The 17,189-nt window shown below is 65.9% G+C and carries 15 protein-coding genes; 1 reads left to right on the top strand and 14 read right to left on the bottom strand.

The window, feature by feature from the left end:
- Positions 1-34: 34 nt before the first annotated feature.
- The 8 genes from AC5RVB_RS09320 to AC5RVB_RS09285 all read right to left on the bottom strand — a co-directional run bounded on the left by AC5RVB_RS09320 (position 35) and on the right by AC5RVB_RS09285 (position 6,513).
- Positions 35-244, bottom strand: a complete 210-nt coding sequence (locus AC5RVB_RS09320) for a hypothetical protein (protein ID WP_494142558.1) — start codon at positions 242-244, stop codon at positions 35-37.
- Positions 245-379: 135 nt separating this feature from the next.
- Positions 380-778 carry a hypothetical protein gene (locus AC5RVB_RS09315; protein WP_494142557.1) on the bottom strand — a complete coding sequence of 133 codons (399 nt, stop codon included), beginning with the start codon at positions 776-778 and terminating at the stop codon, positions 380-382.
- Positions 779-962: 184 nt separating this feature from the next.
- Entirely contained in the window at positions 963-1,565 is a 603-nt protein-coding gene (locus AC5RVB_RS09310; protein WP_494142556.1) for a class I SAM-dependent methyltransferase, read from the bottom strand.
- 41 nt (positions 1,566-1,606) lie between these two features.
- Positions 1,607-1,894, bottom strand: coding sequence for a DUF1905 domain-containing protein (locus AC5RVB_RS09305; RefSeq protein ID WP_227927727.1), 288 nt, complete (start codon positions 1,892-1,894; stop codon positions 1,607-1,609).
- Positions 1,895-1,970: 76 nt separating this feature from the next.
- Positions 1,971-2,720: a phosphotransferase gene (locus AC5RVB_RS09300; protein WP_227901709.1), complete on the bottom strand. Its 750-nt coding sequence runs from the start codon at positions 2,718-2,720 to the stop codon at positions 1,971-1,973.
- A gap of 51 nt (positions 2,721-2,771) precedes the next feature.
- The gene (locus AC5RVB_RS09295; protein ID WP_494142555.1) at positions 2,772-3,320 is read right to left on the bottom strand and encodes an NUDIX hydrolase; all 549 of its coding nucleotides are present in this window, start codon (positions 3,318-3,320) and stop codon (positions 2,772-2,774) included.
- Between the two features lie 100 nt (positions 3,321-3,420).
- A complete protein-coding gene (locus tag AC5RVB_RS09290) occupies positions 3,421-4,842 on the bottom strand; it encodes an HNH endonuclease (RefSeq protein ID WP_494142554.1) in 1,422 nt (473 codons plus the stop codon).
- Positions 4,843-5,307: 465 nt separating this feature from the next.
- On the bottom strand, positions 5,308-6,513 hold the full coding sequence (locus tag AC5RVB_RS09285; protein WP_494142553.1) for a CapA family protein: 1,206 nt from the start codon (positions 6,511-6,513) through the stop codon (positions 5,308-5,310).
- Between the two features lie 167 nt (positions 6,514-6,680).
- On the opposite strand from AC5RVB_RS09285, the gene AC5RVB_RS09280 reads away from it, so the two are divergent.
- Positions 6,681-8,705 carry a M3 family metallopeptidase gene (locus AC5RVB_RS09280; protein ID WP_494142552.1) on the top strand — a complete coding sequence of 675 codons (2,025 nt, stop codon included), beginning with the start codon at positions 6,681-6,683 and terminating at the stop codon, positions 8,703-8,705.
- A gap of 89 nt (positions 8,706-8,794) precedes the next feature.
- Here AC5RVB_RS09280 and pdxS read toward each other — a convergent pair whose 3' ends face one another.
- The 6 genes from pdxS to AC5RVB_RS09250 form a co-directional block, all read right to left on the bottom strand.
- Positions 8,795-9,709 (bottom strand): pyridoxal 5'-phosphate synthase lyase subunit PdxS, encoded by a 915-nt coding sequence (gene pdxS, locus AC5RVB_RS09275; RefSeq protein ID WP_227901702.1) that lies wholly within the window; start codon positions 9,707-9,709, stop codon positions 8,795-8,797.
- 226 nt (positions 9,710-9,935) lie between these two features.
- Positions 9,936-10,553, bottom strand: coding sequence for a phosphatidylinositol phosphate synthase (gene pgsA, locus AC5RVB_RS09270; RefSeq protein ID WP_227901699.1), 618 nt, complete (start codon positions 10,551-10,553; stop codon positions 9,936-9,938).
- A gap of 3 nt (positions 10,554-10,556) precedes the next feature.
- On the bottom strand, positions 10,557-11,135 hold the full coding sequence (locus AC5RVB_RS09265) for an HIT family protein (RefSeq protein ID WP_227901697.1): 579 nt from the start codon (positions 11,133-11,135) through the stop codon (positions 10,557-10,559).
- Between the two features lie 15 nt (positions 11,136-11,150).
- Positions 11,151-13,163 (bottom strand): threonine--tRNA ligase, encoded by a 2,013-nt coding sequence (thrS, locus tag AC5RVB_RS09260; RefSeq protein WP_227901695.1) that lies wholly within the window; start codon positions 13,161-13,163, stop codon positions 11,151-11,153.
- An 80-nt stretch (positions 13,164-13,243) separates the two neighbouring features.
- Positions 13,244-16,687 (bottom strand): DNA polymerase III subunit alpha, encoded by a 3,444-nt coding sequence (locus tag AC5RVB_RS09255; RefSeq protein ID WP_494142561.1) that lies wholly within the window; start codon positions 16,685-16,687, stop codon positions 13,244-13,246.
- Positions 16,688-16,768: 81 nt separating this feature from the next.
- Complete coding sequence (locus AC5RVB_RS09250; RefSeq protein WP_227901694.1) at positions 16,769-17,080, bottom strand: DUF6504 family protein; 312 nt, start codon at positions 17,078-17,080, stop codon at positions 16,769-16,771.
- Between the last annotated feature and the right edge of the window lie 109 nt (positions 17,081-17,189).

Raw genomic sequence — 17,189 nt, 5'->3', positions numbered from 1 at the left:
GTCCGGGGCGCCGCGAGCCGGCGTCGCGGCTTTCCTAGTCCTTGCCGGTTCCCGGGCCCATGCGCCGGCTGCGCGAGGCGGCGACCGCGAAACAGAGTGCACCGGCAGTCAGGACCAGGACTGTGACGAGCCGGACGGACCCGAATTTCTCGAACAACCCCGGTGTCAGGATCACGGCCAACGCCCCAAGGAACGATGCACCGATAATGAAGAAAGCCGGGCGGTACTCGCGGGTCGTGGTCATGCCCGCAGCCTATCCGCCCATGCTGGAGCCGGCGAATCTCCTGCCCCCGGTCCGGGCACGCACCGGGCGCTCGTGCTGGCGCACGTGCCCGCGGCCGCCCCTGCCGCCGCGTCAGTAGCCGCCCCTGCCGCCGCGTCAGTACCCGTCGGAAGTTCTGCGCTTCAGATACCTGCCGGCATAACCCGCCAGGAGCGCCGTCGCGATTCCGCTCAGGAGGCTGAGCCCGATACCGATGAAAAGGAGTGCGAGAGCCGATCCCCCGCCCGGAAGCACCAGGGCGGCTGCGGCGGCGGTGAAGATACCGGCTCCCATTCCGGCCGCCGAAGCCGGAGACCTTCGCGAACGTCCCGGGCGTACCGTGTCCTGCACCAGCAATCCTATGGCCGCGCCAAGAAAGCTGACCAGTGCGGCGCCCGCACCAACAAGCGCGCCCGTGACCGCATAGACCACCGCCACTCCCGGCCACGACGTCCCGGAACTCCAGCCCGCAAAGACGGGGTCGGAACGTGCCTGGAATTCGGACGCTATGCTCACCGCTGCTCCCGCCAGGCCGCCTGATACGGTTCCGCACAGCAGCATCGCGAGACCGAGCAGGCCTAAGAGCTTCCCCACCCTCATATCTCCACCTTCCCCCGGGTGCCAACACTAGCCGCGTACGCAGCCGGGACCCGATGCGTGCCGTTCCGAAAACTGTCCAACATTCCAGCACCCCGCCGCGTCAGACCAAGCAAGCAGTCATGGCGGCATGGGCCCGTATGCCGGGATCCCGGCGCGTTTCCACCTCAAGCACCTCGAACCCCGCTTCGGCTAGTAACTGTCCCATCGCTTCGACGGACCAGTAATAAGCAGTGCTCACGGCATGCGGAAAAGGTGTCCCGGGAGGTCCGTCGAAGAATCCGATGAGAATCCGTCCGCCCCGGACCAGGGCGCGCCCCATCTCCGCGAACACCAAAGCGAGCTCGTCGGGCGGGACATGAATGAGCGAATACCAGGCCAGCACGCCGTGCAATGAATCATCAGGGACGCCCATCTGGCGGAACGAGGCGACGCGAAAAGGCACACCGGGAAAACGCAGGCGGGCACTGTGAATGAATTCGGGGACAAAATCGATCCCCTGGACCATCGTTCCGCCCCGGTGGAGGAAGTCGGTCCACTGGCCGGGCCCGCACCCGGCGTCCACTACCCGGCCCTCAATATCTGCTGCCCAATCGCCGATGCGCTGCCGATCCAGCTCGTGCGTATCCCCGATGGATCCCAGCAGACTGGTGTATTCGGCCGCCCGCGCCCCATACGCCGATCGGGTGGATTCATCACTGCCCATGCCGTTGAGCCTAGCGGGCAGCTGACGGCGCGCCCCGGAACTCAGGAAAGCCGCTCCGAAACCGATACGACGACGTCGTCGCCGATGTCCTTCCCGATCTTCTTCCGCAGCTTGGCGCTGACCGAGAGCATGTGGCCTCCGGTGCCGGTAGGCATCAGGGCCGCGCGTACCGGTTCCCCGTCCACCGTTGCAGCGACCTTGACGGCCTTGCCCGTGCCGAACAGATTCTTGGAGTCCGGGATTTCGACGCAGGACCAGACATCACCCTTGATATGCATGCCGATCGGAGCCGTGAAGTGCAGATCCATCGGTCCTGTCTCAGTGCTCATAAGCCCCCCTGCGGTTGGAACCGCCGCCTGTAAGCGCCGTGGCGGCGCCCCGGCGTCGGCCGACGTTTCTGATGTGCTAGCCCAACAGTGCTGCTGTCCATATCTTCTGATGGACATGAACATAGTCCGTGGCTGCCCGCCAGTGTTCCCCGTGGCCCTGAACGTACATGGATCCCCAGGGTTCACGGCCCGTGGCGTGCGAAGACTCCAGCAGGTGGTGCATGGCCGCAGCGCGCTGGTGCATTGCTTCCGGCAACTGCTCCCGAAGGCCTCGTTCCGCCCCGTAACCGTCAACGAACGCAACCAGATTTCCCGCCGCCCGCTCCGGTGTCAACGTCGTGTCTGAGAGCGTAAACGCCTGGGCAGCATAGGCGAGATCCCATAGTCGCGTGCTGGGTGCGGCAGCATCCCAGTCAATGAACACCCAGCGGTCACCGATAAGGAGGTTCCAAGGAGCCAGATCGTTATGACAGACCAGGTTGTTTCCCGGGGCCGGGATTGCTCCGGCCCATTTCGCTTCAGGGGAGGGCACGAACGTTTCGCTCGCATCATGGATGGCACGGACCATTGCTCCAACCCGGCGAAGCTCCGCCTGCGTGAGCCGAGGCGATTCGAGGGCAAGCCGTCCGGGTATGAATTCGGTGATTTGCCGGCCCTGCTCATCCCTGCCCAGAACCGCGGGGACGTCTACGCCGGCCTTCCGGACCGCGGTCATGAGTTCGAATACGTGTGGCGTCGATTCTGTCCACGGCTTTCGGACCGTATTCCCAATCCGCACAACGGCGGCCGCGACGTTGCCGCCTTCGAGTAGTTGCTCCCCATCCATCACCCGATGCTAGCCGTCACTCCTCCAGGGAATGCCCTGGACACACGGCGTTCAGCACCCTGCCTCCGGCAGAGCCATAGCCGCGCGCCGCACGTAATCCAGCCGTTCGTGGAATCCCTTCGGAAGCTGGGCCGGCAATTCGCTGACCGGGAACCAGCGGACGGCCTCGCTTTCATCGCTCACAGTGGTTACGGCATCCGGGCTGATGACCGCAGCGAACCCCACGTCCCAATGTGCTGAACAGGTGAAACCGCCCTGCAACTCGTGCCGGTCGAGATCAATGATTGCCGGCGAGAGCAGGGCAAGAGCGCCAAGTCCGGATTCCTCGCGGGCCTCCCTTTGGGCGGCTTCGGCCACCGTTGCGTCTTCCGGCTCGATATGGCCGCCGAACTGCACCCAGAAGCGGCCCTTGCGGTGGAAACACAGGAGAACGTGCTCGAATCCGGGTGAAAAGACGAAGCAGGACCCGGTGACATGTTCCGGGCCGCCATCCTTGCGTAGCGCGGCGTCTCCCATTGCATTCAGGAAGCGCAGATACGCTTCTTTCTGCTTTGAATCGGGAAGGGTCCGCAGATGGGTAAGTAGATCTTCGAGGGGCATACTGTCATTTTGCCGCACACGGCAATGAGTCACTGAGCAGCAGAGTTTCGGCTCAACCGCTCCGAAGCGGATACAGCGACATCGCCGATCACCCGATAGGTCATGCAGGGAGGGGCGGGGCCATGGAACGGTAGCTGTGCCCCGTTGGCGTAGTGATCTCCACAGTATGCCGTTCCGGGAAACGGCCGGTCGGCAGACGGGCGGCGGACTCCATCACCGCCGCTGTCCAACCTGGGGATTCTTTCGCCTGATTGCAGGCTTCACACAAACCCTGCAGATTAGCTGTATCCGTACTTCCGCCAGACCTGTGTGCCCTGATGTGGTCGCGGTGGCGGATAGGTGCGCTGCACCACGGTGTCCGGCAGAACTGATCCCGTGTTTCAATAAACCGGGCAAGGGATTCCGGAGCATAACGCGCCTTGGAATCCATTGCCACGAGGTCGCCGGAACCGGGCGCGGTGTACAGCCGCCGGAGCCAAAGACCTGCCGGACCGGCAACTTCCGCGGCGACGTCCCGCGGGTGAGATGCCGTATTGTCCGGCAGTGACGGTGCGGCTCTGTCTCCCAGAGACGCTGCGCCCCTGTCTCCCAGAGGCGCTGCGGAACTGCCTCCCAGAGGCGCTGCGGAACTGCCTCCCGGCATGACTCCCGGATTGCTGTCTCCACTGGATGCCGCCAAGGCTGCGGCAGTCCGTGCCCATCCGGCAGGAACGATCCCGTATCCCTGCAGATGCGCAGGCTCGCCGGATCCGCTGAGCAGCGTGCGGTCGGTCATCACCAACTGGACTTCCAGCGGAACGCGGTCAGCCCTGGCCTGCCCGGTGATCCGTTCCACCATGGTGTCGGCCATGATCTGTCCGCGGCCCCTCGTATCACCACGCGCCCGCAGCGAATCTGCGGCACGGCTTAGCGCGGCGTAGACGGCGACGCCTTGGGCGACAGGCAGCAGGCCGGTCAGATACGTCATCGTGTCCGGTGCGGGCCGGCAGGAGACATACCGGTCCGCCGCTGCTTTGGCCGCCCGGCGCACCAAGGCCTGCTGGTCGATGCGGTAGGTGAGTTTACGGATCCGGGCAATCAGGCGCCGGTCGCCAAGTCCTTCCAGCAGGGCCGGGTCCCCGGCCACTTCCCGGTCCACGGTGCTGCGGTCTTCCACCGACAGGCAGGCGGTTTCGCGCACGATCAGGGTGGCCCGCCATTCACTGATGATCCCCTCGGACAATGCCCGCAGCGTGCAGGGCATTTCCTTCCCGAGGGCATTGGCGAAGCCCAGGATCCGCCCGCCCCGCGCCGGTGATTCCCGCCGGGCCAGCGCAAGCTGGGCGGCAACTCCCCTGCCCTGATGCTCCGGCGGAATCCCGGCCTGCGCATGCGCACCGCGCACGGAGGCGTCAAGCGCGACGGCGATCCGGGCCTGTGCGGCGCTGGCGGCCGCCTTAAGTTCTTCCAGGAGGCGAAGGCGATCCACCAGCCCTGCATCAGTCTCCTCGGCGACAGCCGTGAGGAAAGCGCGATTCGACAATCTGCCGATCCATGCCGAAACAGTGGCCGGAGAGGCCTCAGCATCGGTCAGGGGCCTGGCATTTGGTGCTGGGAACGGGGCGCGGGATGGCTGGGAAACTTCCGCGGCGTGGGTCGATAATTCGAACATGTGTTCGAGTTTATGGTTCGATCACGACGCTGGGAACACGAAACTGTCCCCTGTGGGTAAGTCGTGGCCGCCGCGCGCCTGTGGAGGACGGGCCGCACCTTGGAGCGGCCACGCCACCCGGATCGCCCCTACTCCCCCGCCCGCTACAACCCCGGCACCTGGCACGGGCACCCGGTCCCGGCTCCGCCAGCCCGGCTCCGCCAGCCCGGCACCCGGCACCCGGTCCCGGCTCCGCCAGCCCGGCACCCGACACCCGGCCCCGACAGCCCGGCACCCGGCACCGCACCCGGCACCGCCCCCGACACCCGGCGCCCCAGCCCCTACACCCGCCGGCCCCTACTGCGGATCCTGCGTCACCAGCCATTCTTGTGCCCCGGCCCCGGCAGCACCCATGGACTCGACCACCGGAATGGTCCGCGCCCGCACCGCTTCCCGCTGCGCCGACGACGCACACTCGCCCTGCGGCAGATCGGCGGCCACGGAACACCAGCGGTAGGGGTCGCGCACAATGACCGACGGGGCCCAGGCCAGATCGCTCACGGTCCATGCGCCGTCGTCGTCGCGGGCAAACTGGGCCCGCACGATCAGGCCTTCGTTGTTCACGTCGTACCAGGGCGAAAGCTCCGTCACTGCGTTGCCCAGCCCGTACACAATCCACGTGCCGTTGTAGTTTTCGATCGGCAGCACCGAGTGCGTGTGGTGGCCGTAGATAAAGTCGAACTCCCCGCTGTCCGCCAGGGCATGCGCCGTTTCCACCTGCTGGGTGTTGGGAGCCGAGGCATATTCGTCTCCGGCGTGGATGGCACCCACAACGACGTCGGCGCCCTGATCGCGTGCGGTCCGCGCCTTGGCGATCATCATGCCGGCGTCGAGCATATCCACCTGCCAGGGATACTCGGCCTGAAGCCCGTTCAACCCATAGGTCGCCTCGATGACGGCCACGCTGCCGCCTTCCGCTGGAAGGATCATTGGTTTGCCCGCATCGGCCTCCGACGCGTAGGACCCGGTGTGCTCCAGGCCCAGCGAATCCAGCACCCCCAAGGTCCGGTTCAGTCCCGCCGTGCCGGCATCCATTGTGTGGTTGCTCGCCGTAGTACAGGCCTGGTACCCCGCAGAGGCGGCAGCGGTGAGGATCTGTGGCGGAACGTTGAACATGGGGTAGCCGGCGTAGGGACCGTCCGGTTCCGCCACCGGGGTCTCCATATGGCACACCGCCAGATCGGACGCCGCAATATAGGCCTCCTGCCCGGCCAGCAGCGGTTCAAAATCCAGCGGACCCTTGCCGGTAGCCGCAGCGTCCGCCGCTGCCTGGTCCCACAGCTGTGGGTGGACCAGCAGATCCCCGGCCAGCATCAGCGAAAAGCAGTTTGCCGCCGGGCACGCCGGTCCCTTGCCGGGAATGGACGGGTCAGCGGTAGGCGAGGGCGGGGTCGGGGCAACCGACGACGACGGCGCCCTGCCGGATGGCTCTCCCGCACCGTCGGGCTCCGGCGCTCCCATGCAGCCGGCCAGCACCAGTGCCAGCAGGAGCGTTCCTGTCACCGTTGATCTGACCGAACGGCCCGGCGCCCCCGTACCCAACCTGCGTTTCATGTCTTCCCCCACGGAATCAGCCCCAGGCCTGCGACTGCCGGCGGCGGGGAATCGGACTGATCCTACGCCACGGTCACATTGGTTTGGACCGGCCCGCTGTGCCAGTCTTGGGGCTTATGGACAACCCTTTCCTTTCCGCCAGCAGCCTCCCCTATCAGCTTCCCCCGTTTGAGCAGGTCTCCGAAGATGATTTCCTGCCTGCATTCGACGCCGGCATCCGGGAACACGCTGAACAGATCCGGGCCATTGCGGGCAACCCCCAGGCCCCTGATTTCGACAACACCATCGCAGCACTCGAGTCCTCCGGGCAGGCACTTGGACGCACCGCCGTCGTGTTCTTCACTCTGTGCGCCGCCCATGCCACCGACGGAGTGCAGCGCATCCAGCAGGAGATCAGCCCGAAGCTCGCCGCCCACGAGGACGCCATCTACCTCAACCGCGCCCTCTTCGAGCGCGTACAGGCGGTTGCCGGGCAGGAGACGGGCTTGAACGAGGAACAGGCACGCCTGGTCTCCGAGTACCGCCGCCGCTTCGTCCGCGCCGGGGCGGAGCTCGACGACGCCGGGCAGGCGCGTATGCGCGAACTGAACGCACGGCTGTCGGAGCTCTCCACGGACTTTTCCCAGCGGCTGCTCAGGGACACCAACGATTCGGCCCTGGTGGTGGAGTCCGCCGCTGAGCTGGACGGCCTGCCGGATGACGACATCGCCGCAGCAGCGGCGGCCGCCGACGCCGCAGGGCACCCAGGCAAGTACCTGCTGTCCCTGGTGCTTCCCACCCCGCAGCCGGCGCTTTCCGCACTGACCAACCGGGAAACCCGGCGCCGTCTGCACACCGCTTCACTCCAGCGCGGATTCCGGGCCAACGGCAACAACACCCTGTCCATCGCCGCGGAAATGGCGGCTCTTCGGGCGGAGAAGGCAGCCCTGCTTGGGTTTGCGAACCACGCGGAGTACGCCACGGATGACCAGACCGCACCGTCCCTCGCCGCCATCCACGAGATGCTGGGCAGGCTGGCGCCGGCCGCGGTGCGCAACGCGAAAGCCGAGGCGGAGGAGCTGCGCGAGGCTGCCCGCCGCGACGGGCACGAGCTGGAAGCCTGGGACTGGGCGTACTACTCCGGGCAGGTGCGGAAGGAGAAGTTCGACGTCGACCTCGCCGCCCTGCGCCCTTATTTCGAGCTCGAGCGTGTGCTGCAGGATGGTGTTTTCTACGCCGCCAACCGTCTGTACGGGCTGAGCTTCACCGAGCGCACCGACCTGCCCGGCTACCACCCGGACGTGCGGGTCTGGGAAGTAAAAAATGCCGACGGCACCGGATTGGGCCTGTTCCTGGGTGACTACTACACGCGCGACACCAAAAACGGCGGCGCGTGGATGAATTCCCTGGTGCACCAGTCACGTCTGCTGGATGAGCCGCCTGTGGTCATCAACAACCTGAACATCCCGAAACCGTCGGCCGGGGAACCCACCCTGCTCACCTTCGACGAGGTGGTCACCGCATTCCACGAGTTCGGCCACGCACTGCAGGGACTCTTCTCCGATGTCACCTATCCGCAGTTCTCCGGCACCGCCGTACCGCGGGACTTTGTGGAATACCCTTCCCAGGTCAACGAAATGTGGATGCTTTGGCCGGAGGTCGTCGCCAACTTCGCCCGGCACCACGTCACCGGCGAGCCGCTGCCGCAGGACGTCATCGACAAGGTCCTGGCTGCCGCCGTGTGGGGCGAGGGCTTCGCCACCACGGAGTACCTTGGTGCCACCCTCCTGGACCTGGCCTGGCATGAACTGGCTCCCGGGGAGACGGTTGAGGACCCGGAAGCGTTCGAGGCCCGGGCCCTCGCGGACGCCGGGGTGGACCTGGAGCTGGTTCCGCCGCGTTACCGCACCGGCTACTTCAAGCACATTTTCGCCGGCGGTTACGCGGCTGCGTACTACGCCTACATCTGGAGCGAAGTACTCGACGCCGACACGGTGGAGTGGTTCAAGGAGAACGGTGGCCTGGCCCGGGAGAACGGGGACCGGTTCCGCACCGAACTCCTCTCGAAGGGCAACAGCATTGACCCGCTGCAGGCCTTCCGGAACTTCCGTGGCCGGGATGCAGACATCCAGCCGCTGCTTGAACGCCGCGGACTGGCCTAGTCCCCGGCAGGTCCGCAAAAACGTGCAGGCGGGAACCGCATCCGGTTCCCGCCTGCACGTTTATGCACCCGGACGACGCCGGACCGCTGCTACCAGCCGCGCTCCGCCAGGCGGTGCGGCTGTGGAAGCTCGTCCACGTTGATGCCCACCATGGCTTCGCCCAGTCCGCGCGAGGCTTTGGCTATTTCATCCGGATCGTCGTAGAAGGTAGTGGCCTTCACGATCGCGGCAGCCCGCTGTTCCGGGTTTCCGGATTTGAAGATGCCCGAGCCCACAAACACCCCGTCGGCGCCAAGCTGCATCATCATGGCCGCATCGGCGGGGGTGGCGATTCCACCGGCGGTGAAGAGCACCACGGGAAGTTTGCCCGCGGCGGCCACTTCCTTCACCAGCTCGTAGGGCGCTGCCAGTTCCTTGGCAGCCACATACAGTTCGTCCTCCGGCAGCGAGGAGAGCCGGGCGATCTCCGAGCGGATGACCCGCATGTGCATCGTGGCATTGGAAACGTCTCCGGTGCCGGCTTCGCCCTTCGAACGGATCATCGCGGCGCCCTCGTTGATGCGCCGGAGCGCCTCGCCCAGGTTGGTGGCACCGCAGACAAAGGGAACCGTGAACTTCCACTTGTCGATGTGGTTGGCATAGTCGGCCGGGGTCAGGACCTCGGACTCGTCAATGTAGTCGACGCCCAGGGACTGCAGCACCTGCGCTTCCACGAAATGCCCAATCCGGGCCTTGGCCATCACCGGGATACTGACGGCACTGATAATGCTGTCGATCATGTCCGGATCACTCATCCGGGATACCCCGCCCTGGGCACGGATATCGGCCGGAACCCGTTCCAGCGCCATCACGGCCACGGCACCGGCATCTTCGGCAATCCGGGCCTGTTCAGCGGTGACGACGTCCATAATGACGCCGCCCTTCAGCATTTCGGCCATCCCGCGTTTAACGCGGGTGCCGCCGGTGAGGACGGAGGACTGGGGCTGGCCGGCTTCGTTTGGCATCTGGTTCTCTTCACATAGAGGGCGTTCTGGGACTATGGGATAGAGTACGCGGCACACTCCGGGACCCCGTGTCCCGTGACTTCCCGTGACAGGCAGCCGGGCGGGATTTGACGGCCGGTGGCACAGCGTGATCCGCGGCACAGCTGACACCCGGCATAAAAAATGTGCCGCGACCGGTCCGGCCGCGGCACATCTCAGCGGGATTCCCGCAGGTTTGTGGAACTGATTAAGCAGGGTTTCCCAGGCGCGCCTGTTTGCGCACCGCATGCATGCGCTGGCCGATGGTCACGCAGCTGGCCAGCGTCAGCAGCACCAGGACCACCAGCAGCAGGACCTCGGGCACCCCCAGCCCCACCAGCCCGGTGGCCACGAGCAGCGACACCAGCCGTTCGGCCCGCTCGGCAATACCCACGTTGGCGTTGAAGCCCAGCGATTCCGCCTTCGCGCGGATGTAGGAGACCAGCATGCCGACCACCAGGCACAGGACGGCGGCGATGCCGATCGCGTCGTTGTCGCCACCCGTGAAGAACCAGATGGCTACGCCGGCAAACAGTGCGCCGTCGGCAAACCGGTCCAGCGTTGAGTCGAGGAACCCGCCCCAGCTGCCCTTGCGCTGCTGCTGCCGGGCCATGATCCCGTCAATGACGTCGGAGAAGATGAACACCGTAATGAAGATGGTGCCCCAGAACAGTTCACCCAGCGGGTAGAAGACCAGCCCGCCGATCATCACTCCAAGTGTGCCGGCGATGGTGACCATGTCCGGGGTGACCCGGTGCCGGAGCAGCCAAGTGGCCAGCGGGGTGAAAACGGCAGTGAAGAATCCCCGTGCGTATTTGTTGAGCACGGCTCAGTCCTCGCTGTCCCGGCCGGAGCCGTCCGGCCAGGCTTCGGCAACCTGGCGGCGGACGTCACCCAGGGTCTGGGTGATGGCCTTGGTCTGCGCAATGATCGGCAGGAAGTTCCCGTCTCCGCCCCACCGCGGCACAATGTGCTGGTGCAGGTGCGCGGCAATCCCGGCGCCGCCCGTCTCTCCCTGATTCATGCCCAGGTTGAAGCCGGAGGGACCCGAAACCTTCCGCAGCACACGCATGGCGGTCTGTGTCAGCGCCGCGATTTCCGCTGTCTCCTCCGGATCAATGTCCGTGTAGTCCGGCACATGCCGGTACGGGCAGACCAGCAGGTGGCCGGCGTTGTACGGAAAGAGATTCAGGATGACGAAGGCGTATTTGCCGCGATGGACTATCAGCGATTCCTCGTCCGTCCGCCCGGGGGCAGCGCAGAACGGGCAGGTCTCCTCCGAGGACACCTGCTTCTGCCCGCCCTTGATGTAGGCCAGGCGGTGCGGCGTCCACAGACGCTGGAAGGCGTCGGGAACACCGGGAAGTTCAAACGTGTCCGTTATGTCCGTGTCGTCTGTTTCTGCCATGGTGTCCCGCTGCCCCTACTTGTCCCGGTTCCGGACGGCTTCGACAATCCGCTTGACGGCCTCTTCAACGGGCACGCCGTTGTCCTGGCTGCCGTCACGGAAGCGGAAGGACACCGCGCCCGCCTCGGCGTCGTCGCCTCCGGCAATGAGGACAAACGGGATCTTGTCCTTGGAGGCGGTGCGGATCTTCTTCGGGAAACGGTCGGTGCCGGTATCCACCTGGGCACGGATGCCGTGCGCCTTGAGCTTGTCGACGACGTCGAACATGTAGTCGTTAAACGCTTCGGCTACGGGGATGCCCACCACCTGGACCGGTGCCAGCCAGGCGGGGAACGCTCCGGCGTAGTGCTCGGTGAGCACTGCCATAAACCGTTCCACGGAGCCGAACAGTGCCCGGTGGATCATGACCGGGCGCTGGCGGGTGCCGTCGGCGGCCTGGTATTCAAGTTCGAAGCGTTCGGGCAGGTTGAAGTCCAGCTGGATGGTGGACATCTGCCAGGTGCGGCCAATGGCGTCGCGGGCCTGGACGGAGATCTTCGGGCCGTAGAACGCGGCGCCGCCCGGATCCGGCACCAGGTCCAGGCCGGAGGCTTCGGCTACCTCGGCGAGGGTGCGGGTGGCTTCCTCCCAGACCTCATCCGAGCCGACGTACTTCTCGGGGTCCTTGGTGGAGAGCTCCAGGTAGAAGTCATCCAGACCGTAGTCCTTGAGCAGGTCCAGCACAAAGTTCAGGGTGGTGGTCAGTTCGTCCTTCATCTGCTCGCGGGTGCAGTAGATGTGGGCGTCGTCCTGGGTCATGCCCCGTACGCGGGTCAGGCCGTGGATCACGCCGGACTTCTCGTAGCGGTATACGGAACCGAATTCGAACAGGCGCAGCGGCAGTTCGCGGTAGGACCGTCCGCGCGAGCGGAAGATCAGGTTGTGCATGGGGCAGTTCATCGGCTTCAGGTAGTAGTCCTGGCCGGGCTTGGTGACCTCGCCGGTCTCCGGGTCGGTGACCTCGTCAACGTGCATGGGAGGGAACATGCCGTCGCGGTACCAGTCCAGGTGTCCGGAAACCTCGTACAGGTGGCCCTTGGTGATGTGCGGGGTGTAGACGAATTCGTAGCCGGCTTCGGTGTGGCGCTGGCGGGAGTAGTCCTCCATGGCCTTGCGGATGATGCCGCCCTTGGGGTGGAAAACCGGCAGGCCGGAGCCAAGCTCGTCCGGGAAGGAGAACAGGTCCAGTTCGGTACCCAGCTTGCGGTGGTCGCGGCGCTCGGCCTCGGCCAGGCGCTCCTGGTAGGCCTTCAGCGCGTCCTTGGTGGGCCAGGCCGTGCCGTAGATGCGCTGCAGCTGCTGGTTGTTCTGGTTGCCCAGCCAGTAGGCGGCGGCGGAGCGGGTCAGCGCGAAGGCGTTGGAGATCAGCTTGGTGTTCGGCAGGTGCGGGCCGCGGCAGAGATCACACCAGACGACGTCGCCGGATTTGCGGTCCACGTTGTCGTAGATGGTGATTTCCCCGGCGCCGACCTCGATGTTCGCGCCTTCGCCGGCTTCCTCGGCGCCGTCCTTGGTGCCCAGCAGTTCAAGCTTGTACGGCTCATTGGCCATGGCTTCGCGGGCTTCGTCTTCGGACACCACGCGGCGGACGAATTTCTGGTTCGAGTTGACGATCTTCTGCATCATCTTCTCGAGAGTCTTCAGGTCCTCGGGGGTGAACGGTTCTGCGACGTCGAAGTCGAAGTAGAAGCCGTCCTTGATGTACGGGCCAATGCCCAGCTTGGCGTCGGGGCGCAGCTGCTGCACGGCCTGGGCCATCACGTGGGCGGTGGAGTGGCGCAGGACGTTCAGGCCATCCTCGGAATCGATGGTGACCGATTCCACGACGTCGCCCTGCTCCAGCGGGGTGTCCAGGTCCTTCAGGACCGAGTTCACACGCATCACGACGACGTCGCGGCGTTCGAAGAAGAGCTGCGCACCGGTGGTGCCAGTATCCACCGTGGTCTCTTCGCCGTCGACGATGAGGGTGAACTTCTCTGGCACTGACACGGTTGTCTCCTAGATTTCGTTGTACGGCGTCTTCTGCACGGCCGAACCCGGCCGGCTCCTTCTTTGCGCCCGTACCGATGTTATCCGCTGCGCTTGTGCCCCACCAACATGCCGCGCTGACTGCCCGGCAGGGGAAGCGAGGCAGTGTCCGCCAAATTCCAGGCTTCGAGGGCCTGCAGGCTGATGCCCCGGGGCCCGGTGCGGCGGGTCAGCCCGCGGACCAGCAGCAGCTCGGTGCCGAAGAGCAGCGGACCGGATTTTTCCTGCGCCTCATGGAAGAACGTGCAGTCCACGCAGCCGGTGCCGTCATCAAGGCTGATGAACACCACCCGGCGGCCGCCGCGCATGGGCGGGGTCTGGGTGGCCACCCGGATCCCTGCCACCAGCACTTCGGAGCCGTTGCGCAGATCCATCAGCGCTTCGGCAGGTGTCACCCCCAGACTGCGCAGCAGCGGCCCGTAGCTTTCCATCAGGTGTGCACTCACGTCCACGGAGAGCAGATCCAGTTCGGTGCGGACCTTCTCCCGCAGCCCCGGTTCGGGCAGCTCCCGGTGCAGGTTCGCCAGTTCGGTGTCCCCCAGCGGCAGGGCCAGCTGCCCGGGGATCGGCTCGTACTTCCGGGATGACGAGCGGGCCGGGGCGGCGTCGAGGTAATGGATCAGATCCGCACGGCTGCCCCCGGAGCCGGTTTTTTGACTCAGGGAATCGAAGGCCCCCAGCTGGGCGAGGCGGCGCAGCGTGGGCCGGGAAACCCGTGCCCGGGCACGCAGATCGGCCAGGGAGTCATAGGGCTGCCCGGCGGCAATGCGCCGGAGCTCGACGGCGGAGAGCCCGTAGATCCCGGCCAGGGACAGCCGGATGCCCAGCTTGCCCTGCTCGGTGCGTTCCACCCGGTACTGCTCGCCGCTGCGGTTGATGTCCAGGGGCAGGATGGGAATGCCCATCCGCCGGGCCTCGGCCACCAGCAGCCGGCGCGGATACATCCCCGGATCGTGTTCGAAAATCCCGGCCAGGAACGCTTCGGGATGGTGTGCCTTCAGCCAGGCCGACTGATAGGTGGGCACCGCGAAGGCCGCCCCGTGGGCCTTGCAGAAACCGAAGCTGCCAAAAGCCTTCAGGGTGTCCCACACCTTATTGATGGTCTCAGGCGTGTAACCGCGCTCTGCAGCCTTGCTGCGGAAGTACTCCTCCACCCCCGGCTCCGCTGCTTCATTGCCCAGCAGCCGGCGCAGTTCATCAGCCTTGGCCAGCCCGCAACCGGTAAAAACGTTCAGGGTCCGCAGCACCTGTTCGTGGAAGACGGTGACGCCGTGCGTTTCCGCCAGCACCGGGCGCAGCGCCTCGTGCGGGTACACCTCGGGCGAGAACCCGTGCCGGTATTCCAGGAACGGCCGGACCATGTCGGATTTCATCGGTCCGGGCCGGAACAGGGAAATGTCGATAATCAGGTCGTTGAATTCCCGCGGTGCCATCTTTCCCACCAGTTCGCGCTGGCCAGGGGATTCAATCTGGAAGCAGCCCAGGGTGTGCGTACTGCGGATGAGCTCATAGGTGGGTTCGTCGTCGAACGGCACCGCGTCCAGGTTGATCCGGCCGTCGGCTTCGATGAACTCAGGATCCGGGCTGCCGGGGCCCTCCCGGTGTGCGCCGGCGGCAATGACTTCCTCCCGGGAGGAATGCACCCGGACCACTTCGCGGACGGCGAAGGCCATGGCACTTTGCATCCGCACCCCGAGGACGTCCAGCTTGAGCATGCCCATCGGGTCCATGTCGTGCTTGTCGAACTGGGACATGGGCAGGCCCAACCCGCTGGGCTGCACGGGGGTACGGTCCAGCAGCGACTTATCCCCCAGGATCACCCCGCACGGATGCATGGAGATGTGCCGGGGAAGGCGGTCCAGGCGTTCGGTGAGGTCCACCAGCAGGTCCAGTTGCCGGTTCTTTTCCACCTGCCCGGAGAATTCACGCAGTTCCGGCTTTTCGGCGAGCGCCTCACGGAAGTTGCGCGCCGAGAAGCGCCACAGCTGCTTGGCCACGGCACCGATGTCCTCTTCGTGCATGCCCAGCGCCAGTCCGGCGTCGCGCACGGCGCCGCGTGCCCGGTACCCGTTCTGCATGCTCATCAGGGTTACCCGTTCGGAGCCGAAGCGTTCAAAGATGCGGTGGTAGACGTTATGCCGTTCGGCGCTCTCCACGTCAATGTCGATGTCCGGCAGGGTGGAGCGGTCCCGGGACAGGAAACGTTCAAAGATCAGGTCATGGTCCAGCGGATTCACATGGCTGACGCCCAGCAGATAGTTCACCAGCGACGAGGCTCCCGAACCGCGTGCCGCCGCGCGCACCCCCATGCCGGTGATCATGGCCGAGACTTCGGCAACCGTCAGGAAGTAGGAGGCGAAGCCCAGGCGGTCAATAATGCCCAGCTCATGGTCAAGCCGGTGCCGCATCTCCGCTTCGGCAACCGAGTCCCGTGACCTCAGCCGGCGGGTGATCCCGGCTTCGCACCGCTGGCGCAGTTCCTGCATGGGTTCTATCTCTATGCCGATGACCGAGGCTTCGGGTACTACGGGCTGCTTCCAGCCCATATCCCCCACCGGGTCCATCCGGCAGCGGTCCGCGAGCGCCGCAGTGTCGGCGAGCATCCGTGCCGCCGAGCCGCAGCCAGCCTCGGAGCTGATCTCCCGGGCCAGCGCCGTCATCTCCCGTGTCCCCTTGAGCCAGCCCTGCCCGTTGGGCTGTCGGTCCGGCAGCCGGGACAGCGAGGTCAGCGAGCGCGCGGCGTCGAGCACGTCGGCGGTGGCGGCGCCGTCTTCATCCACGTAGCGCACGGCGTTGGTGAGGATGGCCGGTATCCGCATCTCATCGGCCAGACGGAACATCCGTACCGCGTGGGCCAGGCTGAGGTTCTCCCCCGGCGGAGCCAGGTGGGTGACTACTTCCACGGCGAGCGCCCCGGCAGGAATGGCCGCACGCCAGTGTCCGAACAGGGTACGCGCGACGGCGTAGCTGCGGCTGCGCATGGCCAGGCCGACGTCGGACTGCGGGCCCACCAGGACGGTGAGCAGGGGTTCGCCCTCCTGCCCGGAAGCTGCAGGCGCCGTCCGGGAGTCACTGTCTCCGGTATCCGGGCTGCCGCTGACGTACCGGGCCAGCTGTTCCATAGTGACTCCCACGGGTTTGCCGGTCCGTGCCCGGGACGCCGAGGTGGAGGCATGCGCGGCGGAAATCAGCCGGCACAGGGCGCTGTAGCCGGCTCCCCCGTTATGCCCGTGGGCAAGGATCACCACCCTGCCCGTGACAGCGTTCCCACTGTCCAGGACGGCAAGGTCCACCCCGACAATGGGATCTATGCCCGCCTCCATGCAGGCACGCAGGTGCTTGACCGTTCCATACAGCCCGTCCCTGTCGGTGCAGGCCAGGGCGTCGGCGCCGTCCGCTGCCGCGGCGGCTGCCATCTCCTCGGGCCAGGAGACCCCGTAATGCGCGCTGAAGGCCGTAGCCGCGTGCAGATGGATAAAGCTCATGGGCGCATCAGGCACCGTTCTTCATTAGGTACTGCTCTCCGGCATGCATCAGGCATGGTCCTTCATTAGGCACCGTCCTCATCAGGCGCTGTCCTTCAGGGCGTCGTGAATCCGGATCAGGCGCCAGCGGTCAGTGTTGACATGGTGCGAGAGGTCCAGGGTGCGCAGGTCGGAGCGGTCGCTGACCCTCGCCTGGACGCGCCAGATCTCGGTATCCACCAGGCCGGCGCCGCGGCCGCGTTCTGCCCGCATTTCCTCTTCCCACCAGTTGCGGCGTTCATACCAGCGCACGGGGTCAGCTCCCACCTTGTAGGTGCGCCCGCCCCATACCAGCCGCAGTGGCTTACCCGCAGGCGAGCACACCACCTCTATGCCTTCGCTGAAGACACCCATTTCAGCTCCCTTCCCCGACGGACCCACGCACACCGCAGGTGGATCCGCGCCCGTGGCCTCCCACAGGGGACCAACTGGTTATCAACTGCCAACTAATTCGAACATATAT

It is taken from the genome of Arthrobacter sp. Y3225209 (assembly GCF_059090685.1).
Note: the sequence above shows the minus strand (reverse complement) of the source record. Positions and strands in the feature narration are given on the sequence as shown.